Source organism: Yoonia sp., from assembly GCF_046292185.1.
Taxonomy (GTDB): Bacteria; Pseudomonadota; Alphaproteobacteria; order Rhodobacterales; family Rhodobacteraceae; genus Yoonia.
Genome location: NZ_JBKBQY010000050.1, coordinates 1 through 24,996, shown reverse-complemented (window position 1 = coordinate 24,996; position 24,996 = coordinate 1). Strand labels below are relative to the sequence as shown.

Genomic DNA, 24,996 nt, shown 5'->3' with positions numbered 1-24,996 from the left:
GTTGTAGGTGAGATAAAAGGCATCAGATGCCAAAGCAAGGGGCCTTCCTAATGATCATCATCACCGGCAATCTGCGCGCGACTTTGCGGGCCTCGGGCATGGTTCTGGCGCTGGCGGCGGTTACGGCCTGTGCGCCGATGACCCGGTTCCACGGATTCGCGCCAGATGCGCGCGAAATCGCACAACTGCAGATCGGCCAGACCAGCCGCAGCGATGTCGTCAGCCTGTTCGGGCCGCCCACATCGGATGGCGGCATGCGCAGCGACACGATCTATTACGTCTCCAGCCGGTTTGAACGGATCGGCCCCTTTGCCCCGCGCGAGGTGGACCGCACCGTGCTTGCCGTGACCTTTGACGCGGCTGACCGGGTTCGCAATGTCACCCGTTATGGGCTGGAAGACGGGGCCCTCGTCACGCTCGACCGCCGCGTCACCGATGACGGCATCGCGGATGTCGGCGTGTTGTCGCAATTGCTTGGCTCTTTCGGGCGGATCGATGCGGGCACTTTGCTGGGGGCGAATGACGACCCGCTTTAATCCGCGGGTTCAAAGGTCAGGGCCACACCGTTCAGGCAATAACGCAGGCCCGTTGGCGCGGGTCCGTCCGGGAACACATGGCCCAGATGCGCGTCACAGCGGGCGCAATGCACCTCTGTCCGTTTCATGAAAAAACTGCGGTCGGTGGTTTCGCCCACGACCTCATCATCCAGCGGCGCAAAGAAAGACGGCCAGCCGGTGCCGCTTTCGAACTTGGTGCTCTGGTCGAACAGCGGCGCGCCACAGCAGACACACATATAGGTGCCGGGGTCCTTGGGGAAGTCTTCGTGGCTGCCCGCCCGTTCGGTGCCATGTTTGCGGGTGACCTTATAGGCCAGATCCGACAATTGTGCGCGCCATTCGGCGTCTGACTTGATGATTTTGTCCATCGATATGGTCCTTTTCCTTGTCTGTACCTTGATCTAGGGTGTGAACAGCACGTCGCCAAGGCAGGATGCCATGACAATCACGATGCAATTCGGACGCTACCGCGCGCGGCTGGCGGCTGGGGATGATGATCTGCAGGCCTGTCAGGCGCTGCGGCACCTGTGCTTTTTCGGCAAAACCGGGCTGGACCGCGATGATTTCGATCCGCGCTGCCAGCATCTGATGATCGAGGATGCCGATGACCGCCTGATCGCCGCCGCCCGGATGCTGCTGATCGGGGATGCCGGGGATCTGCCCGGATGCTATGCCGCGCAATATTACGATCTTTCCGGGCTGGCCGGGCAGGCGGGCCCGATGATGGAACTGGGGCGGTTCTGCATCAGCCCCGATCTGCAGGACGCCGATGTCGTGCGCGCGGCCTGGGGCGCGCTGACGCAGATCGTCGATGATGCGGGGGTGCGGATGCTGTTCGGTTGCACCAGCTTTGCCGGGACGGATACGGCGGTTTACGGCGTCGCATTGGCGCGCCTTGCCGCGCAATCCGTCGGGCCTGACAGTTTACGCCCCGGCATCAAGGCACCCGAGGTGGTGCGCCTGAAAGACGCGAGAGCGCGCGGCAAGGCACCTTTGCCGTCGCTGTTGCGGTCCTATCTGGCGATGGGCGGCTGGGTCAGTGACCATGTTGTGATTGACCGGCAGATGAACACGTTTCACGTCTTTACCTGCGTCGATATCGCCGCCGTGCCGCCCGCGCGCGCCAAAGCGATCCGCGCGGCACTGGGGGCAGGCTGAAAACCCCTTGCGCTGGTCACTGCCACGCAATAGCAGGCGGGCATGGCACGTGCACCCCTTCTTCAGATTTCCGATATCGCGCTGACTTTCGGCGGCGATCCTGTTTTTGCTGACCTGTCTCTGGTCATCCAGCCGGGCGACCGTGTCGCGCTGGTCGGACGGAACGGGTCAGGTAAATCCACCCTGATGAAGGTGATGGCAGGTCTTGTGCAGGCCGACAGCGGCACCCGTGTCGCATCGCCCGGTGTGCAGGTCGGCTATATGGAACAGGACCCGACGATGGACGGGTTCACCACGCTTGGCGAATATGCCGCCAGCGGTCTGCCACCAGAGGAATCCTATAAGGTCGATATGGTCGCCGAAGGGCTGAAATTCGATCCCGAAGGTGCTGTGGCGACAGCATCGGGCGGCGAACGCCGCCGTGCAGCGCTGGCGAAACTGATGGCCGAAGCGCCCGAATTGATGCTGCTGGACGAGCCGACCAACCATCTCGATATCGAAGCCATCGCCTGGCTTGAGAATGAATTGAAACAGACGCGCGCGGCCTTTGTGCTGATCAGCCACGACCGGGCCTTTCTGCGCGCATTGACGCGCGCGACGCTATGGATTGACCGGGGCGCTGTGCGCCGGGCCGAACAGGGATTCGATGCGTTCGAGGAATGGCGCGACAAGATCTGGGAAGATGAAGACCAGCAGCGCCACAAGCTCAACCGCAAGATCAAGGCAGAGGCACGCTGGGCCGTTGAAGGTATTTCCGCACGCCGGACCCGGAACCAAGGGCGTTTGCGGGCCTTGCAGGACCTGCGCGCCGAAAAAGCGGGCCAGATCCGGCGTCAGGGCACGGCGGCGATGGCGTTCGAGGGCGGGTCAAGTTCCGGTCGCAAGGTTATGGAATGTTTCGGGCTGACCAAGGCGTTTGACGGCAAGACCATCGTGCAGGGTCTGGACCTGACCGTGCAGCGCGGCGACCGGATCGCCTTTGTCGGGCCGAATGGCGTGGGCAAGACCACGCTGATCAAGATGCTGCTGGGGCAGGTGGAACCTGACGCGGGTCAGGTGAAATTGGGCACCAAGCTTGATATCGCGGTGTTCGATCAGTCCCGTGCGGCACTGAATCAGGACATGACGCTGTGGGAAAACCTTGCCTCTGACCCTGAACTGGGTGTGTCTGGCAAATCCGATCAGATCATGGTGCGCGGCACGCCGAAACACGTTGTCGGCTATCTCAAGGAATTCCTGTTCGATGAGGCACAGGCGCGCGCGCCGGTCCGGTCGCTGTCAGGTGGCGAAAAGGCACGTTTGCTGTTGGCGCGTCTGATGGCGCGGGAAAGCAATCTTCTGGTGCTGGACGAACCGACCAACGATCTGGACATTGAAACGCTGGATCTGCTGCAGGACATCCTGGGCGATTACGACGGCACGGTGCTGCTGGTCAGCCACGACCGCGATTTCCTTGACCGGGTGGCGACGACCACCATCGCGATGGAGGGCAACGGGCAGGCGGTGGTTTATCCCGGCGGCTGGTCCGATTACCGCGATCAGCGCGGCGGCGATTTTACCGAAAGCGCGACAGCAACCAAGCCATTGGCGAAAAAGGAAAAGCAGGCGGAAAGGAAATCCACCGGCGGTCTGTCCTTTACCGAAAAACACCGGTTGGAGGCATTGCCCGGCGTGATCGCCACGCTGACGGCAGAGATTGGCAAATTGGAAGAATTGCTGGCCGATCCGGCCCTGTTCACCGACAATCCGGTGAAATTCGCGAAAGCCAGCGATGCACTGGTCGCGCGGCAGATGCAATTGTCGGATGCCGAAGACGAATGGCTGGCGCTGGAAGAAAAAGCCGGCGGCTGAAACGCCTTTGCCTCCGCTGTTATTGTCGATCTGCGCCCTGTGCGATCTGACGTGAATTTCCCACTAGGGATGTGGGGGGCAAAAGCCCCCCACACTGATTTTTAGCCGTCGAAGTTGACTTCTTCCATGATCCGCACAGCGGCAGGACGATGTGTGGCCAGTTCGTCCAGGCTGACGTCGTCGGGCGTGAATTCACCCCAGCTTGCGACCAGTTCAGACAGTTCGGCGCCTTCCAGAACGGGATATTCATAGTTGGCTTCCGCATAGATCTGCTGTGCTGCGGGCGAAACCAGGAATTCCATCAATTGCAGCGCCTCATCGCGGTTCGGGGCCGCGTTTGTCATCGCGATGCCGGACACGTTGATATGGGTGCCGCCATCCTCGAATGTCGGGAAGATGATGCGCACGGAATTGGCCCATTCCTGCTGTTCAGGATCGGCCAGCATCGCACCCATGTAATAGGTGTTGGTCAGCGAGATATCGCATTCCCCGGCCCAGATCGCACGCACCTGCGCGCGGTCATTGCCTTCGGGGCTGCGCGCCAGATTTTCGCGCACACCGGCGGCCCATTCGCGTGCTTCATCTTCGCCCTTATGCGCGATAACGGCGGACAGCAGGGCAAGGTTGTAATTGTTCAGACCCGAACGCGAACAGATGCGACCGGCCCATTTTTCATTCGTCAGATCTTCGTAGGTGGTGACTTCACCATCGGCCACGCGTTCGTTGGACGCATAGATCACGCGGGCGCGGCTGGTCAGCGCGAACCACAGATTGTCCTCGGAACGCAGTTCAGCAGGAATAGCCGCTGTCAGCACGTCGCTTTCGACAGGCTGAACGACATCCGCATCCACGATCTGCTTGAGATTGGCGATATCCACCGTCATCACCAGATCGGCAGGCGAACGGTCGCCTTCGGCGCGCAGGCGTTCGACCAGGCCTTCTTCGACAAAGGACAGATTGACGGCAATGCCGGTTTCGGCGGTGAAGGCTTCCATCACCGGCTCGATCAGGAAAGGCTGGCGGGTGGTGTAGATGTTCACATCAGCGATAGCAGGGCCGGCGATGGCGACACAGCTGCTGGCCAGAAGGATATTGCGCAGGTTCATGGGAAGGCTCCTTTTTTGAACTGGGGCCTGTAAACCTGAGTCTTTTACTTCGGTCAATACCTGAATCTTTTACTCAGGGAATTTCCGTGCCTTTTCCAGCACCTTCTCGGCCTCCCATAATGCATCCATTTCATTCAGGTCTGACTGGGCCGGCGTCTTGCCACGGGCGGCAAGCGCGTCTTCTATGCCTTTGAAACGCCGTGTGAATTTGTCATTGGTGCCGCGCAGCGCCTCTTCCGGGTCGACATCCAGATGGCGTGCCAGATTGGCCAGCACGAACAAAAGATCGCCCATTTCATCCTTGATCTCGGCATGGGACAGGATGTCGCGGGCGGCGACCAATTCGCCCGCTTCTTCGATGATCTTGTCCAGCACATGCGATGTATCGGGCCAGTCGAACCCCACGCGGGCGGCGCGTTTTTGCAATTTCACCGCGCGCATCAGCGCGGGCAGGCCAAGTGCAACACCGTCCAGCACGCCGCCCTGCGCCTTGCCTGCGCGTTCGGCCGCCTTGATCTTTTCCCAATCCACGACCTGCTGTTCGGCAGATTTGTCGCGGTTTTCGTCGCCAAAGACATGTGGATGCCGCGCGACCATCTTGTCGGCGATGTTTTTCACGACGGTGTCAAAGGTGAAATGCCCCGCCTCGGCCCCGATCTGGGTGTGATAGACGGTCTGCAACAGCAGATCACCCAACTCGCCCTCAAGCTCTGCCCAATCGCTGCGCGCGATGGCATCGGCGACCTCATAGGCTTCTTCGATCGTATAGGGCGCGATGGTGTTGAAATCCTGCGCGATATCCCAAGGGCAGCCAGTGTCGGGGTCACGCAAGCGGCGCATGATTTCCAACAGGCGCGGCATACCGCCATCGGGGTCGTGAATCAGAGGGTCGTCAGCCATTGCAGCCACCTTCAACTTGGGATCAACTGACCCTATTGCGAAGAGACAGAAAGTGCCAGACATGCCCGTTATCAACCGTATCGCCGATTATGCCGAAGACATGAAAGGCTGGCGCAGACATCTGCACGCCAACCCGGAGCTGCGATTCGATTGCCATCAGACGGCGGCTTTCGTCGCGGAAAAACTGCGCGCCTTCGGGGTGGATGAGGTGCATGAAGGCATCGCCACCAGCGGGATCGTCGCGATCATCAACGGGCAGGGCACAGGCCGTACGATCGGCCTGCGCGCCGATATGGATGCTTTGCCGATGGATGAGGTGACGGGGCTGGATTACGCCTCGACCGTGCCCGGCGCGATGCATGCCTGCGGCCATGACGGCCATACCACCATGCTGCTGGGGGCGGCGAAATATCTGGCCGAGACCCGCAATTTCGCGGGCCGTGTCGCCCTGATCTTTCAACCTGCCGAAGAAGGCGGCGGCGGGGCCGAAGTCATGGTGCAGGAAGGGATATTGGACCGTTTCGACGTGGCCGAGGTTTACGCCCTGCACAACGCCCCTGGCACGCCGGTGGGGGCGTTCTACACCACCCCCGGCCCGATCATGGCGGCGGTAGATACGTTCCATATCCATGTCAAAGGCCGCGGCGGCCATGGCGCGATGCCGCATGAAACCGCCGATCCCGTCGTCGCCTGTGTGGGTATCGCCAGCGCGATCCAGACGATTGTCAGCCGCAACCATTATGCTTTGCAGGAACTGGTCGTGTCGGTCACGCAGATCCACACCGGATCGACCGATAACGTGATCCCCGACACCGGCTATATCAACGGCACGGTGCGGACGTTCAATCCGGATGTGCAGGCCATGGTGCAAAAGCGGCTGGAAGAGATTGTTGCGGGGCAGGCGGCATCCTATGGCGTCACGGCAGAGCTGGAGTATGAAATCGGCTATCCGGCGACGATCAATGATGCGGATAAATCGGCCTTTGCCGCCGCCGTCGCGCGCGAGGTGTCGGACAACGTTGTCGATGACGCCAAGCCGGAAATGGGGGCAGAGGATTTCGCCTATATGCTCAATGTACGCCCCGGTGCCTATCTGTTCGTGGGCAATGGCGACACGGCGGGGTTGCATCATCCGGCTTATGATTTCGATGATACCGGGGCGCCGGTGGGGGCGTCGTTCTTTGCCCGGATCGTCGAGCGTGCCTTGCCGGTGGGGTAAAACTTTAGCCTCCGTCGGGAATGTTTTTGAAAATAAGAAGGTGTGAAGAATGGCTTTGGAAGATGCGAAAGGGCAGGTCGATCTGGCCTTTACCCGGCATGACAGGCGCGGGCTGGCGTTCGAGAATGCCTTTGGCGGGGCGACCTCGTTCCTGCGCCGGGCCTATACCAAGGATCTGACGGGCGTCGATCTGGTCGTGACAGGCGTGCCGTTCGATCAGGCGGTGACGCATCGCCCCGGCACAAGGTTCGGGCCGCGCGCGATCCGCGAGGCATCGTGTCTGCAACCCTATGATCCGCCTTATGGCTGGGACGGGTTCGATCCGCTGTCGGAATTTGCCATCGTCGATTATGGCGACATGGCTTTTGATTACGCATCGGTCGCCGGCGTGCCAGATCTGGTGCAGGCGCATATTGCGGGCATTCTGGCGGCGGGGCCGGGGACGATCACGCTGGGGGGCGATCATTTCATCACCCTGCCGATTCTAAGGGCTTATGCCGATAAATACGGGCCCCTGTCAGTGATCCAGTTCGATGCGCATTCCGACCTGTGGCGCGACGACGACATGAGCCGGATCGATCATGGCACATTCATGTACAAGGCGGTCAAGCTGGGCTTGGTTGATCCCAAGCGTTCCGTCCAGATCGGTATCCGCACGGACTGCGATGATTATCTGGGAATGCGTTTTATTGATGCGCGCGCCTGCCATGAACGTGGCGCTGCGGATGTCGTGGCCGAGGTGCGCGGGATCGTTGGCGATCATCCAACCTATGTCACCTTTGACATTGACGCGCTCGATCCCGCCTTCGCCCCCGGCACAGGCACGCCGGTCTGGGGTGGCTTGGCCAGTTGGCAGGCGGCGGCGATGCTGCGCGATCTGGCGGGGATCAATATGGTCGGCGGCGATATTGTCGAGGTCTCGCCGCCCTATGACACCACCGGGGCCACGGCGATTGCGGGCGCGCATGTCGCGATGGAACTGTGCTGTCTGGCGCTTTGGAACAAACGGGGAAAGCGATGAAAAATCAACCGATCAGCGGCAATGATCTGGCCCGGTTTTCGGGGCCGCAAAGTTTCATGCGCCTGCCGCAGGTGGACAGCGCTGCGGGGCTGGATGTCGGGTTCATCGGAATCCCGATGGATATCGGCACATCCTGGCGGTCCGGCACGCGGATGGGACCCAAGCAATTACGCGAACAATCGGCGATGATCCGTCCCTATAACATCCAGACCGGGGCCGCGCCTTTTGACGCGCTGCAATGTGCCGATCTGGGTGATGTGCCGATCAATACGTTCAGCCTGTCGGATACAATCCGTATTATCACAGAGACTTATGCCGCACACCTCAGGCATAACTTTATCCCGATGACGCTGGGTGGCGATCATACACTGACCTTGCCGGTCTTGCGCGCGGTGGCGGGCAAACATGGGCCGGTGGCGCTGGTCCATGTCGATGCCCATGCCGATGTGAATGATGAGATGTTCGGCGAACGCGAGACGCACGGCACCGTGTTTCGCCGCGCCTATGAGGAAGGGATCATCACCGCGGATAAAGTGTTCCAGATCGGGCTGCGCGGCACAGGCTATACAGCAGATGATTTCACCGAAGCCGCCGGATGGGGGTTCAATCAATATCTGGCGCCTGATCTGTGGCATAAGTCGCTGTCGCCTTTGGCGGCAGAGATCAAGGCGCAAATCGGCGATCAGCCCTGTTACATCACCTATGATATCGACAGCCTTGATCCCGCCTATGCGCCCGGCACCGGCACGCCGGAAATCGGTGGGCTGACCACGCCGCAGGCGATGGAACTGATCCGGGGCTTGCGTGGCTTGAATATCGTCGGCTGCGATCTGGTCGAAGTCTCGCCACCCTATGATCCGTCGGGCAATACCGCGCTGACCGGCGCGAACCTGATGTTCGAGATGCTGTCGATCCTGCCGGGGGTGCCGTACCGATGATGATGAATATCCTCTGGGTGGTCATTCTGTTGGTCGCCTTGACCATGGCCTATGTGCGGCTGGCCCCCACGGATGTCGCGCGCTGGCACCAGATCGCAACGGTCGATGGGCCGGGCGATTTGCCAGAGGCGGGCGGGTTTCGTGCCGCGCGCCAGATCAATGCTGACCCCGAGGCGGTATTGGCCGCGCTGGACCGCATCGCCCTGGCCACGCCGCGCACCACGCGGATTGCGGGGGCGGTGGATCAGGGGATGATCACCTATCAGACAAGATCGCTGATATGGGGCTTTCCCGACCATACCACCGTCGCGGTGCAGGGCGATCTGCTGGTGGTGCATGGGCGGTTACGCTTTGGTGGGTCCGATATGGGGGTCAACCGGGCGCGGGTGCAGGATTGGCTTACACAGCTTGGCCCCTTGACCACTGCGCCCTGATCAGCCAATCGGTCCTGCATGATAGCCGCAGATAAAATCGAACAGATCATCGACCGGTTCCAGTTTCTGGAAGCGAAGATGTCGGATGGTGCCAATGCAGGCGATATCGCCGCTTTGGGCCGCGAATATGCCGAATTGCGCCCGGTGGTGGACACCGTGCAGGCCTATAAGGAATTGTTGCAGCAGATCGCCGAGGCACAGGCGATGCTCAGAGACCCCGAAATGCGCAGTCTGGCGGAAGAGGAATTGCCGGAACTGAAGGCGGCATTGGCGGAATCTGAACATGCCGTGCAACTGGCGCTGCTGCCGAAAGATGCCGCCGATGCGCGCCCTGCGCTGCTGGAAATCCGGCCCGGCACCGGCGGGGATGAGGCGTCACTGTTTGCCGCTGATCTGTTACGGATGTACCAACGCTATGCCGAAAATCAGGGCTGGCGCTTTGAAATCCTTGAACAAAGCCTGACCGAACTGGGGGGTATCAAAGAGGTTGTCGCGCGGGTCGCGGGTGAAGGCGTCTTTGCCCGGCTGAAATATGAAAGCGGCGTTCACCGCGTCCAGCGCGTGCCGGAAACCGAAAGCGGCGGGCGCATTCACACATCCGCCGCCACTGTCGCGGTGCTGCCAGAGGCGCAGGATGTCGATATCCAGATCAACCCGAATGACCTGCGCATTGATACGATGCGCGCCAGCGGGTCGGGCGGGCAACACGTCAACACCACCGATTCGGCGGTGCGGATTTTGCATATTCCCACGGGCATCATCGTCGTCAGCGCCGAAAAATCGCAACACCGCAACCGTGAAATCGCGATGCAGGTGCTGAAAACGCGCCTGTTCGATCTGGAACGCCAGCGCGTGGACAGTGAACGATCGGCGGATCGCAAGGCGCAGGTGGGGTCGGGCGACAGATCCGAACGCATCCGCACCTATAATTTCCCCCAAGGGCGGCTGACCGATCACCGGATCAATCTGACGCTTTATTCACTGGGGCAGGTGATCGCGGGCGATCTGGATGCGATCATCGACGCCCTGCAATCAGAGGCGCAGGCGGCCCTGCTGGCCGAGATGGGCGCGTGAGCGGGTTTTTTGCCGCCGGACGATACTGGGATATCGACAGGTCGCAGGCCGATCTGCTGGAACAGGCGCGCGCGCGTCTGGCGGCAGCCGGGGTCACGGACCCCGGTCACGAATCGCGGCTGATCTGGGCGCATGTCGCGGGGGATGTCGTGCGTTTCGCCGCGCTGCTGGATCAACGCGCCGCGCGCGCGCCGCTGTCGCATCTGCTGGGCTATCGCGATTTTTACAACCACCGCTTTGTCGTGACACCTGATGTGCTGGACCCGCGCCCCGATACCGAATCCATCGTCGTCGCGGCGCTGGAACAACCTTTCGCGCAGGTGCTGGACCTTGGCACCGGATCGGGCTGTATCCTGTTGTCATTGCTGGCAGAACGGACACAGGCACGGGGGCTGGGCGTCGATATCTCGGATGCCGCGCTGGCCGTGGCGGCGCGGAACCGCGCGGCGCTGGGGCTGGATCAGCGGGCCGACCTGCGCCAATCCGACTGGTTCAGCAGCGTCAGCGGGCAGTTCGATCTGATCATCTCCAACCCGCCCTATATCGCCGCCGCCGAAATGGACGGCCTGCAGCCAGAGGTGCGGTTGCACGAACCCACCGGGGCGCTGACAGATCACGGCGACGGGCTGTCGTGCTACCGCATCATCACGGCAGGCGCGCCTACGCATCTGGCACCGGGCGGCCGGCTGATCGTGGAAATCGGGCCGACGCAGGCGGCGGCGGTCACAGCCATGTTCGCCGCTGCTGGTTTCACCGAACTGGCGGTCATCGCCGATCTGGACGGGCGTGATCGTGGCATTATGGGTATCCGGGGCGGGTAAGGCCGCGAAATCTGGCCGGGTAAGGCAGTTTTGACTTGTCTTGGCGGATATGCCATGCTTATTGCAATGTATCGGATGGGTAAGAGACCGTTTATCTCTCTCCGACATGTCGCCAATCCATCGCAAGGCCCGCAATTTAAAGACGCGCAAATGCGCGATGCCGCGCCAGCGCAAGGTAAGCCAAAGGCTCGAAAGCACATCTATGAGATCATCTAAGTCACGCTCGCGGAACAAAAACCGCACGCCGCGTCCTTCGGGCGGAAATATCATCAACCGGGTTTTCGAAAGCTCGGGCCCCGATGGCAAAGTGCGCGGAACACCGCAGCAGATCATTGAAAAATACAACCAGTTGCACCGTGACGCCCAATTGTCCGGCGACCGGGTGAATGCGGAAAACTTCGCGCAGCACGCTGAACATTACACCCGTCTGCTGGCCGAAGCACAGCGCGAGGTCGATCAGCGCCGCGAAGAGGTCGAGGCCCAGAACCGCGAACGTCAGGCAGAGCGCGACAAGGAACGGCAGGACCGGATGCAGGCGCAGGAAGCCGCCGGCAACCAACAGCCCGCCCAGCATGACCAGAACACCGGCCACAACCAGAACACCGGCCATGACCAGCCCGATCCGCGCGATGCAGCGCCGGTGCAGGACGATCAGCCCGACACCGGTCTGGTGGACACGCCCGAAGAAAAGCCGCAGGAAAAGCCACAGCCGCGCGCGCGCAAACCCCGTGCCCCGCGCAAGCCGCGCAATGATCCGCGCGATGGCAATTCCTCGCCCGAAGCTGCGGAATAAGCTAGCGCGCAGCCGCGATGCTGCGCGCCAAGGCACAAAACGCCTCCAGCCCGACTTGTTCTGCGCGTTCTGTCGGTTTGATGCCGACGGCGTTCAGGTGATCCTCGATCACCGGGCTGACCGATTTCAGCGCTGATCGCAGCATCTTGCGCCGCTGGTTAAAGGCCGCAGCCACCACCATATTCAGCACGCCAGGGTCCGCCGGAAACCGTGGCGCGGGCAGGGCTGTCAGATGCACGACGGCGGAATGCACCTTGGGCGGAGGGCTGAACACCTCGGGCGGCAGATTCATCATGATCTGCGCATCGGCGCGCCATTGCGCCAGCAACGCCAGCCGCCCATATGCCTTGCCGCCCGGCTGTGCCACGATCCGTTCTGCGACCTCGCGCTGGAACATCAGCGTCAGGCTGTGCCAGAACGGCGGCCAGTCCTGCGGCGTCAGCCAGCGCACCAGCAATTCGGTCCCCACATTATAAGGCAGGTTGGCAGCAACCTTGATCGGGGTCTGCAGATATTGCAGCGGATCAATCGCCAGCGCATCGCCTGCGATCACCTGCAACCGGCCCGGATAGGCCGCCGCAATCTCGGCCAGGGCGGGCAGGCAGCGGGGGTCTTTTTCAATCGCCAGCACACGCCGCGCGCCCGAGGCCAGCAATCCGCGCGTCAGCCCACCGGGGCCGGGGCCGATTTCCAGCACATCCGCCCCCGTCAGATCCCCCGCCAGCCGCGCGATCCGCGCGGTCAGGTTCAGGTCCAGCAGGAAGTTCTGCCCCAGTGATTTCTTTGCCGCCAGTTCATGCCGCGCGATCACATCGCGCAGGGCTGGCAGGTCATCAATGCCGCTCATGCTGGCGCGCCGGGGGGATTGCCGGACGCCTGCAGGTTTCTCGCCATGATCTCTGCCTGCCGCAGCGCGGCAATCATCGAGGTTGGATCAGCCACGCCCTTGCCCGCGATATCAAAGGCCGTGCCATGATCGGGCGAGGTGCGGATGAACGGCAGGCCAAGGGTCACATTGACCCCGCCTGCGAAATCAATCGTCTTGATCGGGATCAGGGCCTGATCGTGATACATGCAGATCGCCACGTCATAGCGCGCGCGTGCCGCGGCGTGAAAAAGCGTATCGGCGGAATGCGGGCCGGTGATGTCCAGCCCTTCGGCGCGCAGGGCGTCCAGCACCGGGGTGATCATCTGCACCTCTTCCTGCCCCATCTTGCCGTCTTCACCGGCATGCGGGTTCAGCCCCGCCACGGCAATGCGCGGCGCTGTGAGGCCGAACTGGCGGCGCAATGCGGCATGGGTGATCAGGATCGTATCGGTCAGCAAACGCGCGCTCAGCACCTCTGGCACCTGCGCCAGCGGGATGTGGATCGTGGCAGGCACCACGCGCAATCCGTCGCAGGCGAGCATCATCACCACGCGGTCGACACCCGCCAGCGCGGCCAGATATTCGGTATGGCCGGGATAGGCGAAACCGGCCCCGTGCATCAAGGCCGCCTTGTGAATAGGGGCGGTGCAGATCGCGCTTGCCTGCCCCGATTGTACCAGATCGACACCTGTGGCAATCGCGTCGATCACGCCTTGCGCTTGGGCCGGGTTGGGTTGGCCCGCAACGGCAGGACTGCCGAAATCGCGCGCCAGCACCGCCATTTTTTCGGGCGTGATGGCGCCCGGATCGGTGACGATCTGCACCGGCGTGCCGGGGGGCAGATGCGTCGGATCACCGATCCAGACCATCGGCAGATCATGCCGCAGCGCGGCCCAAGCCTTGGCCGCGACTTCCGGCCCGATGCCAGCGGGTTCGCCACAACTGATGGCAATGGGTTTCATCGCCCGGCAATCACCGCCTGCGCGCGCAGATCCTCAAGAAGCGCTGCCGACAAGGTCGCCAGGCGCTGGCCCCGGATCTGATTGCGTACCACTTCGGGATCGGCATCTGCGGCAGCGCCGCGATTGCGCTGGCACAGCATCAGGAACACAAGCGTCTGACCGTTATTGCGGGTCAGAATGGTGGACACTTCATTGGGGTCAAGCCGTGCCAGTTCCAGCGCGATATCATCGGGAATCTGGGCCGGGGGCAGTTCCACACGGTCCAGAACCTCGCGCGGCTGGTCGCGGGCAATGCCATAAAGATCGTCGCAGGTATCGACGTTATTGGCGACATCGCGGGCGATGCGCAGGCCCGCCTCGGTCCGGCCACCGGCGATGTAATAGGCGGCATATTCCAGGCTGCTGGGTGGCAGGGCGGGGCGGACAGCCTCGCGCGTGCCGCGCATCTGGAACAGGGCGATCCCGTTGGGGATCATGATCGGCGCGGTCACTTGCCCCGGTTGCAGGTCCAGAATCACCTGTTGCAGTTGCGGCGGATAATTCGAGATCGGCAACCAATCGAGCCGTCCGCCGCTTTCACGCGATGGCAGGGCAGAAACCTGACGTGCCGCCGCTTCGAAATCGGAAAAGGACCGCATCTGTGAAATCTGGTTCGCGGCCTGTCCGGCGCGTTCGGCCATTTCCGGCGGGGCGGCGATGATGATTTCTGACAACAGCACCTCGACCTCGGTACGGGCAGAACCTTGCTGCCCCAGCGCGCGGGCAACGTCGGCATCGGTCACGGTGACTTCGCGGTTGAACCGGGCGCGGACATATTCGCGCCATGACACGCCGATGGTCACGAAATCGCGCAGGGTGACGGCATCAACACCGCTTTGCGCCAGCATCCGTTCGAACTGCGGCAACGACATCTCGGCGCGACCGGCGAATTCATCCAATGCTGCGTCAAGCGCCTCTTGCGGGATGGTCAGCCCGACGCGGTCGATTTCCTGCTGTTTCAGCCGGTCTTCGATCAATTGGTCACGCGCCACCTGATTAAGGTTGCCGGGGCTGCGGAACGCCTCCAGCAGGCGGATGCGCTGGGTCAGCTCGTATTGGGTGATGACCCGTTCGTTGACCGTGATCGCCGGGGCGAACTGGTTCTGTGCGGCAACGCTTGCGGGCAGGCCTAACGACAGGGTCGCTGCCAGAAGGGCGGTTAACAGGGTAAATCGGCGCATGCGGTCCTCATTCATTGTCACTGCCGGCATTGTGCGGCGGGGCGTCCGGCGGACCGCCCGGCAGAAAACCCAGCTAAAGAGCCGCTTAGCCCAAAAGTGGTCGTCGGATCAACACTAGTGGAAGACGTATAGCGGCGCGAGGCGGAAACTTCGATAGTCACACATTCGTTTTGCCAGCCAAAACCGATGCCCGCGCGCACCGGCCTATCGGCGGCGACATCATAGCGCGCGTCAAGCGTCATCGACCAGGCATCGGTCAATGTCAGATCGGCATCCAGCGTCCATTCCGAAATCGTGTCAGGGCGGTTTTCGGCAAGATCGGCGGCCTGCCAGATATAGGCAGCCCCGGCATCGACCGTTTCATTGCGCCAGCGGATACGCCCGTCGGTGCGTGTGGTATCGGCGTCATCATCCAGCAGGCCGCGCAATTCAAAGAATAACCCGTTGGGCAGGGTATATTGCCCCGATATCAGCCAATCCGATTCCAGCCCGGACAGGCCGGACGAGGGGGTGAAATCCGGCTGCGCCGCGCTGCGGAAAATCCGCCCCAGTGTCAGGGTCGATGTGGTCCCCCCCGCGCCCAGCCGTGTCCATGTCAGCCCGGCGGCAACCTGCGCGCCGGTTTCCACGGCATCCTGTCCGGCAAAACGCGACCTGTCGAACAGATTGGCCTGATCCAGTTCCGACCTTGTGCTGTCCTCATTGGGCGGAATCCCGCCATAGATATCGGCCCAGCTGATCGTGACGGTGGGTTCGATCAGATGGCCCGCCTGCCCATTGCCCGGCCGCGCCAGCGGCCAGCGCAATGTGACCATCGCCGCAGGCACGAACCGCAGGTCATTGGCGGCAAAGGCGCTGTCGTCGCGTACATTGTACAGATCGGCGCGCATCCCGGTTTGCCCGGTCATCACCAGTCCGCCCGGCAGGATCCAGTCACGCCGCCAGTCCGCGCGCCCGCCCGCTCGGGTCACGTCGCGGCCTGCATCGCCGTCGGTCGTATCCGGGCGATAGGCGGTGTCGAGGCTGATCGCATAGGTCAGGGTGCCGCCATAACCGGGCTGGATTCGGTGTTCGGTCCGCACCTCGCCGATGAAGGGGGGCAGCGACGCGTTGGTTTCGAAATCTCGCAGCGTCTGGAAATAGCTCAGGCGCAGTTCGTTAAGACTTGTGTCATCGGCGCGCACAAGGCTCAGCGCGCTTTCCAGCCGGTCCTGATCGCCATAGCCGTAATCTAGCAGATAGGCCTTGTCGGACACGGTTTCAAAGTTGAAATTCAACTGATAACCGCCCGCCACCGCGAATTGACCCACCGCCGACAGATAGGACCGCGCCTCTGGCTGTAACGTATCGTCGCTGACCGCACCGCTGATCTGCAACGACCCGTTGGCAAAGGCGCGGCGGAACAGGATTTCCAGCGTGCGTGTCTGCGGCGACAGATAGGGCGTCAGCGTGATATCGGCATGATCGCCCAAGGTCACGAAATAGGGCGTCTTCAGCCCGGTCCCCAATTGGCTGGTATTGCGGGTGCGCGGGATCAGAAACCCCGTCGCCCGCGTCAATGTCGGATCGGGCAGGCGCATCGCAGGTATCCACAGCAGCGGCACACCGCGCACCCGGAATGTCGCATTTTCAAAATATAGTTGTCGTTCCAGCGTGTCATGGACCACACGTTCGGCCCGGATTTCCCACAAAGGCGCACGGGTGCCGCAGACCTGACAGGACGACGCCGTACTGCGGTAAAGCTGCAGATAACGGCCGTCTTCGCGGTTGATCTGATTGGCGGCCAGTTGCAATTGCTGGTCCAGCACCAGACGCGCGCCCAACAGGATACCGTTCTGCAACCGCGGGTCCAGATCGGCGCTGCTGGCGGTCAGCATCGCGCCATCGGCGGATTGCACGGTGATCGGCCCGGTGATCAGCAGACGGTCGCTGTCGCGGTCATAGGTGATGCGCGCGGCGCGCAGGCTGGTACCGTCAAAGAACGCTTCGACATTGCCGCTGGCGATCAGCTGGTTATCGGCGGTCAGCGTGACGTTATCCGCGATCAGGGTCGCGGCCTGCTGCGCGCGCAGGCCGGCGGGCAACAGCATCAGGATTAGAACCAACCAGCGCATCAGCCATCCTCATTATGTAAAAGCAGGCCCAGCGACAGGCCCATCGCGGCCAAAGGCGGCGCCCAGGCGGCAAGGGCTGCGGGCAATTGCCCGTTTTCGCCCAGCACCTGCGCGAAATTGCGGATGAAATAGATCACGAAGGCCAGCAGGATCGCGAACATCACCATCAGCCCGGTGCGCCCGCCGCGCTGATGCCTGATCGTGAAGCTCGCCCCGATCATCACCATCGCCATCAGGAAAAACGGCTGCGCGATTTCGCTGTGCAGCCAGACCTGATGGCGCTGTGCGGAAAATCCCGCCGCCTGCAACCGGTTGATAAAGGCGGGTAATTCCCAGATCGGGATCGACGCGGGCGTGCCGAAACTGTCGCGAATCTGATCCGGTGTCAGGCTGGACGGCACGCGCAGCGCGGCAGAACTGACAGCCCCCGCCTCTGGCGTCACTTCATCGCCGAAGGTCCAGGATTTGGCATTGGTCAGCACCCAAGCCCCGTCGGTCAGGATCGCGCTGTCGGCGTTGATCCGGCGGGCAGGGCCTGACCCGGGCGCAAAGGTGATAAAGGTCACATCCGACAGCACCGTTCCGTCCAGATTGGCGCTGGCGGCGCGGATCACCGTCTGTCCGTCGCTGGTGCCTTGCCGCAGCCACAGCCCCGATGATCCGATTGACAGCACCGATGCATCGCCGCGCAAGGCCCCGCCGCGCGCCTCGTATTCCTTGGACGTTGCGGCGACAATCGGGTTCAGCACCGCCACCGCCAGCACCCCGATCAACAGGGCGACGGCCAGCGGCGCGGACAGCGCGCGCAACGCCGACCTGCCTGCCGCGCGGGTCACGACCAGTTCGGATGACCGCGCCAAAGCCAGAAACAGCGCGATCGCCGCCAGGATCATGATCAGCGGCAGGATCTGGTAAATCGCCTGCGGGATATTCAGCAGCGTCAGCGCGAACAGGTCCTGAAATGTGGCATCCGCGCTGGCATAGCGGCGCAATTGTTCGACCAGATCAAGAAACAGCATGATCAGGAAAAAGACCGCCAGCACCCCTAGAAAGGTCATCAGAAAGCGGCGCGCGAAATAGCGGTGCAGGATCATGCGGGCACCTCTGCCCGGATCCGGCGCTTGAACAGATAGGGCCGGCTGGCCCAGAACAGCAGGCACCAGACGATCATCAGCCCGCCGATCCCCGGCAGATAGGTCATGAACCACAATTGCGCATTGGCGCGCGCGGCATTCAACCCGGCGGTTTCCAGCGCCTTGACCACCACGATCAGCGCGATGGCCGCGACGATCTGCCGCCAAACGCCGAACCGGCTGTGCCCACCCACCATCAGCGTAGCGAAACCGATCAGCGCGGCAACCGTGCCCAGCAGCGACTGGCTGAACCGGTCATGGCCATCGGCGATCATCCGCGCGGCGGATGTGCCGGTTTCTGCGACCAGTTCCGGGGTCGGGTTCAGCAAGTCCCAGGTCGTCAGATGCGACGCCCTGCGTCCGCTGCGCGATGTCGCGGCTAGCAGATCGCCGACATTATAGGAAAAATCGTTAAACCGCGTGGTGAAAAGCCGCTGATCGGCGCGCCGCAGGGTCTGGACCATGCCGTCAATCATCACCAATTGGGTCTGATCGCCATCGCGCACCAGAAACGCGCGCGACGCGGTATAGGTCATCTGATCCTCGCTGCCGCGCGTGTCGGACATAAACAGGTCCAGCAATTCGCCCCCCGGCGTGATATCGCGGATGTAAAAGGTCACACCGGGGATCGGTTCGATAAAGGTGCCGGGGTTCAGCAGCCGCGCAGTGACATTGCGCGCGATCTCGGACTGGCGCAGGGCCAGTTGGGCGCTGCTGGCGGGTACCAGAAAATGCATCAGCACCGACATCAGCAAGGCCACGATCAACCCGAAGGCCAGCACCGGGCGCGCCAGCCGGAACATGGAAAACCCGGTCGCCTGCATCACGGTCAGTTCGCTGTCGCTGGTCATCCGGTTGGTGACATAGACCGCCGCCGCAAAAGCCGCCAAAGGCAGCGCCAGCCGGATCACCGCAGGCAGGGTCAGCGCAGTGAATTCCATGAACACCCCCGCAGACTGGCCATCCGCGATCAGTTGATCGAACAGCACCACAGCGCGGTTGATCCAATAGACCAGCACCAGCACAAGGCTGAAAAACCCGAACAGCACCATCAGCTGGGACAGCATATATCTGTCAAATCGCGCCAAATTTCCGGTCCTTTGCCCCGCCTGTTTGCGCAAACTATCGCAAGCTGCGGCCGGATAGAACAGCTAACTGGTCATTGCCGGACGCAGAGGCTACCTATTGCCGAAGATCATTGCCAGACAGGATACACCATGCCCACGCCCGCCGAAATCCGGTTCATCGACACCGACCTTGACCAGATCGCAGCGCAGCGGGGCAGGATCGCTGTTTTCGCGGATATGGACGGGCGGATGGACCCAGCGGGGCGCAAGCTTAACACACTGACGCGCAAGGCGCTGGACCGGCTGATCGGATCGGACATATTCAGGAAACTGGCGGCAGGCGATCAGGCCACGATCAGCTATCCTGCCGGGCTCGCCGCGGATGCGATCAGCGTGGTGAAACTGGGCCGCCGTCCATCCGTGGCCGAGGCGCGCAAGGCGGGTGCAGCACTTGCCAAGGCGCAGAGCGGGCAGGATCTGCTGGTGCTGGCGGGCAATCATCCGCGTGCTGCGGATATCGCGCTGGGGCTGGCGCTGCGTGGCTATCATTTCGACACCCACAAGACCGCCGAGAAACCGCTGGCACCCCGGATACGCTTCATGGTGTCCGAACCGGAACAGGTGGCCAAAACCGCCCATCCGATGGCCGCCGTCGCCGAAGGCGTGTTCTTCACCCGCGATCTGACCAATGAACCGGCCAATGTGCTGACCACGGATGATTTCGCCGCACGGCTTGCCGCGATGCAGGAACTGGGGCTTGACGTCGAGATATTGGAAGAGGCGGATCTGGCCCGCCTTGGCATGCGCGCCTTGCTGGCCGTGGGGCAGGGGTCCGCCAGCCCGACCAAGGTGGTGGTCATGTCATGGAACGGCGGTCCGGCAGGTGATGCGCCCTTCGCGCTGGTCGGCAAGGGCGTGGTCTTTGACACCGGCGGGATCAGCCTGAAACAGGCCGGCGGCATGGAAGAGATGACAGCCGATATGGGCGGCGCGGGCGTCGTCGCGGGCGTGATGCGCGCGCTGGCCCTGCGCAGGGCGCGCGCCAATGTCGTGGGCGTCGTCGGGCTGGTAGAAAACATGCCATCGGGTGGCGCCACGCGCCCCGGCGATGTGGTCCGGTCGATGAAGGGCGACAGTATCGAGATCATCAATACCGACGCCGAAGGCCGGCTGCTGCTGGCCGACGTGCTGTGGTACACGCAGGAAAGGTTCAACCCTAGCGGCATGATCGATCTGGCGACGCTGACCGGCGCGGTCGAGGTGGCGCTTGGTCACGAAAACGCAGGGCTTTTTTCCAACAACGACACGCTGTGCGCCGAATTCACCAAGGCGGCAGAGGCCGAAGGCGAATCCGCCTGGCGCCTGCCGCTGGCCAAGGCCTATGACACGCTGATCGACAGCCGGATCGCCGATATGAAAAACACCGGCGGGCGGGCAGGTGGCGCGATTACTGCCGCGCAATTCCTGCAACGCTTCGTGCGCGCTGACATGCCGTGGTGCCATCTGGATATCGCGGGCGTCGCCCATGTGACATCCGAAACCGCGCTGGCCCCTGCGGGTGCGACGGGCTGGGGCGTCATGGCGCTGAACCGGCTGATCGCGGATCATTACGAGGTTTAGATGGGCGCGGTATTCTTTTACGAATTGCAGGGCAGCCCGCTGGAAACCACACTGCCGATGCTGCTGGACAAGGCGCGCGGGCAGGGCTGGCGCGTGCTGGTGCGCAGCAGCGATGCCAACTTGCTGGCGCGGCTGGATGATCTGCTCTGGCAGGGGCCGGTGGATGCCTTCCTGCCGCATGGGCTGGCGGGCGGTCCGCATGACGCAGACCAGCCGATCCTGCTGGGCGATCTGCCGGCGGATGGCTTTGCCTGTGTAATGGCGGTGGGCGGGGCCACGGTCACGCCGGACGAGGCCCGCGCATTGCAGCGCGCCTGTATCCTGTTCGACAGCCACGACGACGCAAAGGCGCAGGCCCGCGTGCAATGGAAAACCCTGACCGAGGCCGGGATCGCCGCGCAATATTGGGCGCAAGAAGACGGGCGCTGGGTGAAAAAGGCCGAAAAGCCGGCGCAGGGCTGAAGCAGCGGACCGGTTTTGCGCGGGATTTCACCGACATGCGGCGCTGGTGTTGTCTGAACCGGAACCGCAATCCGGCAGCGGTGTTGACCACCCGTCGCCCCAAGGGCGGAATTTGAACAACGGGTTCGCAGGTCTTGTCGCGGCCCGCCAACTGACAAGGGAGCCATTTTCAATGCTGCGCATGTTTCGGACATCCATCACCACCGCACTGCTTGCCCCCGGCCTTGCCCTGGCGGCGCCAGAAGATTATGCAGACCATGTTCCCCATAATATCCGTGACATGGAATTGCAGGATTGGTCGATGGACGACGATATCCTGACCGCGTTCTATGGCGAAACGATCGGTCGCGCGACCCTGCGGATATTTCCTGCGCCTCAGGCCGATCCGGCAGGGGCTGCAGCGGGCGAAACGTCGGGCAGCACGCCTGCCGCGCAGCGTGCGATGCTGGATCTTCTGTCACGCAATCTGGATGTGGGGACCAATGCCTTGGGTGACGGCTATACGACGAACCCTGTGCGCCTGTTCAGTATACGCCTTGATGGTGGCGATGCGCTGGAGGGTGAACTGGCCTGCGGGTACATCGAACGGGTTCAGGCCGACGAAAGGGCCGACGCCGATGCCGGGCCGATGTCGCTGTCCGACCGCATCTGCGTCAGCCAGCACGAGGATGATATCATTTCCGTCTATATCACGACGCCGAACCGCGAAAGCCTGCCGCTGGATGTGGAAAGTGCGCAGATCAACTTTGCGGGCCAGCTGATCGGTACGGTCATCACACTGGCAAGCGGCGAAGACCTGCCCACGGCACAGACGGAATAAGACGCCAGCGCGCCGCCCTAGAACGCAAAGGACGAATCGAAATCCGGCGGGAGTTCAGGGGCAGGCGCGCAGGCGGCCAGCAAAAGCATCAGGGCAAGGGCGCGGATCATCGGGTCAGGACCAGTGTGTTGTTGGCAATCTCGATCCTGTCATAAAGACCCAGATAGGTCATGCCAAGCAGGCTTTCGTCCATTTCGCCGCCATTGACGACAGCGGCGACCGGCCCTTCGGTCACGCCCTCCAGCGTCATGGTGTCAAGCATCACCGGCGCGGTGGGCACCATGCCGTTGGCGGTGGCGGCCATGCCCGAATAGGTCAGGCTGTCGGGGTCGATCCCCGCGCGGCGGGCATCGCGCTCCGAAAGCACGACCTGCGACGCGCCGGTATCCACGATGAACCGCACCGGCGTGCCGTTCACATCAATGTTCAGAAAATAATGCCCGCCCGCGCCGCGCGGCACGGTGATCGTGCCGTCGGCCATCGCACTTTGACGCGGGCTGACATTTTGGCTGATATCGCCCCAAAGCCCGTAAGCCCCTATGACGCCCACAAAAATCAACGCCCAGATCGCGGCCTGTTGCGCCATCTTGCCCAGATTATTGCGCCCGGCGACAATGGCGGACCCGCCAATCGCGGCGCCCAGCAGGACAAGATAGGTCAGTTGCATGATCTGTTCGGTGCTCATAACCCCTCATATAGGGCTTATGCGCCGATTCCAAAGCCCCGTAATCCGTCCATGACGAATTGCACCGCCAAAGCGGCCAGCAACATACCCAGCACGCGGGTCAAGATATTCAGCCCGGTCTTACCCAGCACACGTTCGATCACCGGGGCGGCCAGAAAGGACAGGAAGGTGATGATCAGCACCGCAAAGACCACCCCTGCAATCGCGCCGTAATCGGCGGCAGAGGGCGAATTGCCCGCCAGCAGGATCACCGTGGTGATCGCCCCCGGCCCCACGATCAAGGGCAGCGCCAGCGGAAAGACAGACGGATCATCGTGATGTTCGGCCTGACCTTCGGCGGCGTTGTCCGCGCGCCGGGCCTGTCGGCGCTGGAACAGCATATCAAGCGCTGTCAGAAACAACAGAACACCGCCCGCGATGCGGAACGCATCCATCGAGATGCCGATGAACCCCAGCAGCGCCTCGCCCACGAACAAAAACAGCATCAGCAGGCTGGCCGCGACGATACAAGCGCGCACCGCGATGACGCGGCGCTGGCTGGGCGTCATGCCTTGGGTCAGGGCGATAAACACAGGGGCCAGCCCCGGCGGGTCCATGATGATGAACAGCGTGGTGAAGGCCGCGATCAGAGCGGGCAGTTCAGTCATTATTCCGGGTCCAGCCTTGGGTTATCAACAGGATGTCAGGCTTTTTCAGCCTTTTCCAGCTTTTCAAGCGCGGCCATCCACATCGCCTCGGCCCGGCCCAGACCGTCCATGACCTCCGCGTATTTCTTGTTCCATGTCGCCAGTTCGCCCGCCTTGGCATCATCATAAAGCGCGGGGTCAGCCAGTTTCTTGGCAAGTTTGTCGCGCATGTCGTTGATTTTATTGACACGTTCTTCGTTCTTGCGCACATCCGACCGCAAGGCAAGGATTTCATCACGCGTCGGTTTCGGCGCAGTTTTTGGTTTTGGCTTGTCCTTTTCCGCAGGTTTTTCCGGCGTCAACAGCAGGCGACGATAGGATTCCAGATCGTCGTCATAGGGTTTGACATGGCCGTCCTTGACCAGCCACAGCCGGTCCGCGACCATCGACAAAAGATGCATATCGTGGCTGACAAGGATCACGGCACCGGAATAGGCGGTCAGCGCCTCGACCAGCGCCTCTCGGCTTTCGATATCAAGGTGGTTTGTCGGCTCATCGAGGATCAGCAGATGCGGCGCGGGCAGGGTGGCCAGCAGCAGCGACAGACGCGCCTTTTGACCGCCCGACAGGCGCCCGACCTCGGTTTCCGCCTGATCCGCGCCAAGGCCGAACCCGGCCAGCCGCGCGCGCAGCCGGGCTTGCCCTTCGCTGGCGCGTTCGCGCATCAGGTGCTGCAGCGGGGTTTCATCGACATACAATTCATCAACCTGATGCTGGGCGAAAAACCCGATGCGCAGCTTGTTCGATGTCACCATCTTGCCGCGCGCAACGTCCAACCGCCCGGACAGCATCTTCGACAGGGTCGATTTGCCCTCACCATTGCGGCCCAACAGCGCGATCCGGTCGTCCTGATCGATCCGCAGGTTCAGATCATGCAGCACGATGGTATTTCCATACCCCACGGCAGCGGCTTCGGTCGCGATGATCGGCGGGGCGAGTTCTTCGGGTTCAGGAAAGGTAAAGACCGTGCGCGCCGCATCTTCGGGCGCGCGGATGGTTTCCATCTTTTCCAGCGCCTTGACCCGCGACTGCGCCTGTTTGGCTTTCGATGCCTTCGCCTTGAACCGGTCCACGAAAGCCTGCAAATGCGCGCGTTTCGCGTCTTGCTTTTTCGCAGCGGATGTCATCAGCGCGCGTTTCTCCGCGCGCTGTTTGGCAAACATGTCGTAGGTGCCGGTGTAATAAATCAGCCCCTTGTCTTCCAGATGCAGGATGCCGCCGACAGACCGGTTCAGCAATTCGCGGTCGTGGCTGACGATCAGCACGGTATGGGGGTATTTGACCAGATAGGCCTCCAGCCAGAGCGCGCCTTCAAGGTCGAGATAGTTGGTCGGCTCATCCAGCAGCAACAGATCGGGTTCGCTGAACAGCACCGCCGCCAGCGCCACGCGCATCCGCCAGCCGCCGGAAAACGCCGAACAGGGCTGTTGCTGTTCTTCATGGGTGAACCCCAGACCTTTCAGGATCGTGGCGGCGCGCGCCTCGGC

General features: G+C 62.3%; 26 protein-coding genes. 13 read left to right on the top strand and 13 right to left on the bottom strand.

The genetic code is table 11. From position 1 onward, the window contains the following. Nucleotides 1-50 precede the first annotated feature (50 nt). Complete coding sequence (locus tag ACK4TM_RS10560; protein ID WP_409700883.1) at nt 51-536, top strand: outer membrane protein assembly factor BamE; 486 nt, start codon at nt 51-53, stop codon at nt 534-536. On the opposite strand, the gene msrB is transcribed toward ACK4TM_RS10560, so the two are convergent. Continuing rightward, a complete protein-coding gene (msrB, locus tag ACK4TM_RS10555) occupies nt 533-925 on the bottom strand; it encodes a peptide-methionine (R)-S-oxide reductase MsrB (RefSeq protein ID WP_409700880.1) in 393 nt (130 codons plus the stop codon). The genes ACK4TM_RS10560 and msrB overlap by 4 nt on opposite strands. 70 nt (nt 926-995) lie before the next feature. On the opposite strand from msrB, the gene ACK4TM_RS10550 reads away from it, so the two are divergent. Further along, nucleotides 996-1,715 carry a GNAT family N-acetyltransferase gene (locus ACK4TM_RS10550; protein ID WP_409700877.1) on the top strand — a complete coding sequence of 240 codons (720 nt, stop codon included), beginning with the start codon at nt 996-998 and terminating at the stop codon, nt 1,713-1,715. Nucleotides 1,716-1,757: 42 nt separating this feature from the next. Then, complete coding sequence (locus ACK4TM_RS10545) at nt 1,758-3,566, top strand: ABC-F family ATP-binding cassette domain-containing protein (protein WP_409700874.1); 1,809 nt, start codon at nt 1,758-1,760, stop codon at nt 3,564-3,566. A 101-nt stretch (nt 3,567-3,667) separates the two neighbouring features. On the opposite strand, the gene ACK4TM_RS10540 is transcribed toward ACK4TM_RS10545, so the two are convergent. After that, a complete protein-coding gene (locus ACK4TM_RS10540; RefSeq protein ID WP_409700871.1) occupies nt 3,668-4,672 on the bottom strand; it encodes a Fe(3+) ABC transporter substrate-binding protein in 1,005 nt (334 codons plus the stop codon). A gap of 69 nt (nt 4,673-4,741) precedes the next feature. Then, complete coding sequence (gene mazG, locus ACK4TM_RS10535) at nt 4,742-5,572, bottom strand: nucleoside triphosphate pyrophosphohydrolase (protein WP_409700868.1); 831 nt, start codon at nt 5,570-5,572, stop codon at nt 4,742-4,744. A gap of 61 nt (nt 5,573-5,633) precedes the next feature. On the opposite strand from mazG, the gene ACK4TM_RS10530 reads away from it, so the two are divergent. The 7 genes from ACK4TM_RS10530 (at nt 5,634) to ACK4TM_RS10500 (ending at nt 11,872) form a co-directional block, all read left to right on the top strand. Beyond that, nucleotides 5,634-6,791, top strand: coding sequence for a M20 aminoacylase family protein (locus ACK4TM_RS10530; RefSeq protein WP_409700865.1), 1,158 nt, complete (start codon nt 5,634-5,636; stop codon nt 6,789-6,791). 49 nt (nt 6,792-6,840) lie between these two features. Beyond that, nucleotides 6,841-7,812, top strand: coding sequence for an agmatinase (gene speB / locus ACK4TM_RS10525; RefSeq protein ID WP_409700862.1), 972 nt, complete (start codon nt 6,841-6,843; stop codon nt 7,810-7,812). Next, nucleotides 7,809-8,750, top strand: coding sequence for an agmatinase (gene speB / locus ACK4TM_RS10520; RefSeq protein WP_409700859.1), 942 nt, complete (start codon nt 7,809-7,811; stop codon nt 8,748-8,750). Before speB (ACK4TM_RS10525) ends, speB (ACK4TM_RS10520) begins: the two co-directional genes overlap by 4 nt. Continuing rightward, nucleotides 8,747-9,184 (top strand): DUF1499 domain-containing protein, encoded by a 438-nt coding sequence (locus tag ACK4TM_RS10515; protein WP_409700856.1) that lies wholly within the window; start codon nt 8,747-8,749, stop codon nt 9,182-9,184. Before speB (ACK4TM_RS10520) ends, ACK4TM_RS10515 begins: the two co-directional genes overlap by 4 nt. Nucleotides 9,185-9,202: 18 nt before the next feature. Beyond that, a complete protein-coding gene (gene prfA / locus ACK4TM_RS10510) occupies nt 9,203-10,258 on the top strand; it encodes a peptide chain release factor 1 (protein ID WP_409700853.1) in 1,056 nt (351 codons plus the stop codon). Further along, entirely contained in the window at nt 10,255-11,079 is an 825-nt protein-coding gene (gene prmC / locus ACK4TM_RS10505) for a peptide chain release factor N(5)-glutamine methyltransferase (protein ID WP_409700850.1), read from the top strand. Before prfA ends, prmC begins: the two co-directional genes overlap by 4 nt. 202 nt (nt 11,080-11,281) lie before the next feature. Continuing rightward, nucleotides 11,282-11,872 carry a DUF4167 domain-containing protein gene (locus tag ACK4TM_RS10500; RefSeq protein ID WP_409700847.1) on the top strand — a complete coding sequence of 197 codons (591 nt, stop codon included), beginning with the start codon at nt 11,282-11,284 and terminating at the stop codon, nt 11,870-11,872. A 1-nt stretch (nt 11,873) separates the two neighbouring features. Here the strand turns inward: ACK4TM_RS10500 and rsmA are convergent, their stop codons facing one another. The 6 genes from rsmA to lptF are packed head-to-tail and all read right to left on the bottom strand — an operon-like array spanning nt 11,874 to nt 19,236. Then, the gene (gene rsmA, locus ACK4TM_RS10495) at nt 11,874-12,719 is read right to left on the bottom strand and encodes a 16S rRNA (adenine(1518)-N(6)/adenine(1519)-N(6))-dimethyltransferase RsmA (RefSeq protein WP_409700844.1); all 846 of its coding nucleotides are present in this window, start codon (nt 12,717-12,719) and stop codon (nt 11,874-11,876) included. Then, nucleotides 12,716-13,702, bottom strand: a complete 987-nt coding sequence (gene pdxA / locus ACK4TM_RS10490; protein ID WP_409700841.1) for a 4-hydroxythreonine-4-phosphate dehydrogenase PdxA — start codon at nt 13,700-13,702, stop codon at nt 12,716-12,718. The genes rsmA and pdxA overlap by 4 nt, the downstream gene beginning before the upstream one ends. After that, nucleotides 13,699-14,922 (bottom strand): peptidylprolyl isomerase, encoded by a 1,224-nt coding sequence (locus ACK4TM_RS10485; protein ID WP_409700838.1) that lies wholly within the window; start codon nt 14,920-14,922, stop codon nt 13,699-13,701. Before ACK4TM_RS10485 ends, pdxA begins: the two co-directional genes overlap by 4 nt. Nucleotides 14,923-14,939: 17 nt before the next feature. Beyond that, nucleotides 14,940-17,036, bottom strand: coding sequence for an LPS-assembly protein LptD (locus tag ACK4TM_RS10480; RefSeq protein ID WP_409700835.1), 2,097 nt, complete (start codon nt 17,034-17,036; stop codon nt 14,940-14,942). Continuing rightward, complete coding sequence (gene lptG, locus ACK4TM_RS10475; RefSeq protein WP_409700832.1) at nt 17,036-18,130, bottom strand: LPS export ABC transporter permease LptG; 1,095 nt, start codon at nt 18,128-18,130, stop codon at nt 17,036-17,038. Before lptG ends, ACK4TM_RS10480 begins: the two co-directional genes overlap by 1 nt. Beyond that, entirely contained in the window at nt 18,127-19,236 is a 1,110-nt protein-coding gene (gene lptF / locus ACK4TM_RS10470) for an LPS export ABC transporter permease LptF (RefSeq protein ID WP_409700886.1), read from the bottom strand. Before lptF ends, lptG begins: the two co-directional genes overlap by 4 nt. A gap of 150 nt (nt 19,237-19,386) precedes the next feature. Between lptF and ACK4TM_RS10465 the strand changes: the two genes are divergently transcribed. From ACK4TM_RS10465 to ACK4TM_RS10455, 3 genes are all read left to right on the top strand, one after another. Further along, nucleotides 19,387-20,856 carry a leucyl aminopeptidase gene (locus ACK4TM_RS10465; protein ID WP_409700829.1) on the top strand — a complete coding sequence of 490 codons (1,470 nt, stop codon included), beginning with the start codon at nt 19,387-19,389 and terminating at the stop codon, nt 20,854-20,856. Beyond that, complete coding sequence (locus ACK4TM_RS10460) at nt 20,857-21,318, top strand: DNA polymerase III subunit chi (protein ID WP_409700826.1); 462 nt, start codon at nt 20,857-20,859, stop codon at nt 21,316-21,318. Between the two features lie 181 nt (nt 21,319-21,499). After that, nucleotides 21,500-22,138, top strand: a complete 639-nt coding sequence (locus ACK4TM_RS10455) for a hypothetical protein (protein ID WP_409700823.1) — start codon at nt 21,500-21,502, stop codon at nt 22,136-22,138. A gap of 17 nt (nt 22,139-22,155) precedes the next feature. Here ACK4TM_RS10455 and ACK4TM_RS10450 read toward each other — a convergent pair whose 3' ends face one another. From ACK4TM_RS10450 to ACK4TM_RS10435, 4 genes are all read right to left on the bottom strand, one after another. Further along, nucleotides 22,156-22,248 carry a DNA polymerase III subunit chi gene (locus ACK4TM_RS10450; RefSeq protein ID WP_409700820.1) on the bottom strand — a complete coding sequence of 31 codons (93 nt, stop codon included), beginning with the start codon at nt 22,246-22,248 and terminating at the stop codon, nt 22,156-22,158. Continuing rightward, the gene (locus ACK4TM_RS10445) at nt 22,245-22,823 is read right to left on the bottom strand and encodes a TIGR02281 family clan AA aspartic protease (RefSeq protein ID WP_409700817.1); all 579 of its coding nucleotides are present in this window, start codon (nt 22,821-22,823) and stop codon (nt 22,245-22,247) included. The genes ACK4TM_RS10450 and ACK4TM_RS10445 overlap by 4 nt, the downstream gene beginning before the upstream one ends. A gap of 17 nt (nt 22,824-22,840) precedes the next feature. After that, a complete protein-coding gene (locus ACK4TM_RS10440) occupies nt 22,841-23,470 on the bottom strand; it encodes a MarC family protein (RefSeq protein WP_409700814.1) in 630 nt (209 codons plus the stop codon). 35 nt (nt 23,471-23,505) lie between these two features. Further along, a partial coding sequence (locus ACK4TM_RS10435) for an ABC-F family ATP-binding cassette domain-containing protein (RefSeq protein ID WP_409700811.1) occupies nt 23,506-24,996 on the bottom strand: 1,491 nt, incomplete at its 5' end.

What these genes read in the sequence shown, in the direction of transcription:
- ACK4TM_RS10560 (WP_409700883.1), top strand. Translation starts at nt 51, where the DNA reads ATGATCATCATCACCGGCAATCTGCGCGCGACTTTGCGGGCCTCGGGC.
- msrB (WP_409700880.1), bottom strand. Translation starts at nt 925, where the DNA reads ATGGACAAAATCATCAAGTCAGACGCCGAATGGCGCGCACAATTGTCG.
- ACK4TM_RS10550 (WP_409700877.1), top strand. Translation starts at nt 996, where the DNA reads ATGACAATCACGATGCAATTCGGACGCTACCGCGCGCGGCTGGCGGCT.
- ACK4TM_RS10545 (WP_409700874.1), top strand. Translation starts at nt 1,758, where the DNA reads ATGGCACGTGCACCCCTTCTTCAGATTTCCGATATCGCGCTGACTTTC.
- ACK4TM_RS10540 (WP_409700871.1), bottom strand. Translation starts at nt 4,672, where the DNA reads ATGAACCTGCGCAATATCCTTCTGGCCAGCAGCTGTGTCGCCATCGCC.
- mazG (WP_409700868.1), bottom strand. Translation starts at nt 5,572, where the DNA reads ATGGCTGACGACCCTCTGATTCACGACCCCGATGGCGGTATGCCGCGC.
- ACK4TM_RS10530 (WP_409700865.1), top strand. Translation starts at nt 5,634, where the DNA reads ATGCCCGTTATCAACCGTATCGCCGATTATGCCGAAGACATGAAAGGC.
- speB (WP_409700862.1), top strand. Translation starts at nt 6,841, where the DNA reads ATGGCTTTGGAAGATGCGAAAGGGCAGGTCGATCTGGCCTTTACCCGG.
- speB (WP_409700859.1), top strand. Translation starts at nt 7,809, where the DNA reads ATGAAAAATCAACCGATCAGCGGCAATGATCTGGCCCGGTTTTCGGGG.
- ACK4TM_RS10515 (WP_409700856.1), top strand. Translation starts at nt 8,747, where the DNA reads ATGATGATGAATATCCTCTGGGTGGTCATTCTGTTGGTCGCCTTGACC.
- prfA (WP_409700853.1), top strand. Translation starts at nt 9,203, where the DNA reads ATGATAGCCGCAGATAAAATCGAACAGATCATCGACCGGTTCCAGTTT.
- ACK4TM_RS10500 (WP_409700847.1), top strand. Translation starts at nt 11,282, where the DNA reads ATGAGATCATCTAAGTCACGCTCGCGGAACAAAAACCGCACGCCGCGT.
- rsmA (WP_409700844.1), bottom strand. Translation starts at nt 12,719, where the DNA reads ATGAGCGGCATTGATGACCTGCCAGCCCTGCGCGATGTGATCGCGCGG.
- pdxA (WP_409700841.1), bottom strand. Translation starts at nt 13,702, where the DNA reads ATGAAACCCATTGCCATCAGTTGTGGCGAACCCGCTGGCATCGGGCCG.
- ACK4TM_RS10485 (WP_409700838.1), bottom strand. Translation starts at nt 14,922, where the DNA reads ATGCGCCGATTTACCCTGTTAACCGCCCTTCTGGCAGCGACCCTGTCG.
- ACK4TM_RS10480 (WP_409700835.1), bottom strand. Translation starts at nt 17,036, where the DNA reads ATGCGCTGGTTGGTTCTAATCCTGATGCTGTTGCCCGCCGGCCTGCGC.
- lptG (WP_409700832.1), bottom strand. Translation starts at nt 18,130, where the DNA reads ATGATCCTGCACCGCTATTTCGCGCGCCGCTTTCTGATGACCTTTCTA.
- lptF (WP_409700886.1), bottom strand. Translation starts at nt 19,236, where the DNA reads ATGCTGTCCCAGCTGATGGTGCTGTTCGGGTTTTTCAGCCTTGTGCTG.
- ACK4TM_RS10465 (WP_409700829.1), top strand. Translation starts at nt 19,387, where the DNA reads ATGCCCACGCCCGCCGAAATCCGGTTCATCGACACCGACCTTGACCAG.
- ACK4TM_RS10460 (WP_409700826.1), top strand. Translation starts at nt 20,857, where the DNA reads ATGGGCGCGGTATTCTTTTACGAATTGCAGGGCAGCCCGCTGGAAACC.
- ACK4TM_RS10455 (WP_409700823.1), top strand. Translation starts at nt 21,500, where the DNA reads ATGTTTCGGACATCCATCACCACCGCACTGCTTGCCCCCGGCCTTGCC.
- ACK4TM_RS10450 (WP_409700820.1), bottom strand. Translation starts at nt 22,248, where the DNA reads ATGATCCGCGCCCTTGCCCTGATGCTTTTGCTGGCCGCCTGCGCGCCT.
- ACK4TM_RS10445 (WP_409700817.1), bottom strand. Translation starts at nt 22,823, where the DNA reads ATGAGCACCGAACAGATCATGCAACTGACCTATCTTGTCCTGCTGGGC.
- ACK4TM_RS10440 (WP_409700814.1), bottom strand. Translation starts at nt 23,470, where the DNA reads ATGACTGAACTGCCCGCTCTGATCGCGGCCTTCACCACGCTGTTCATC.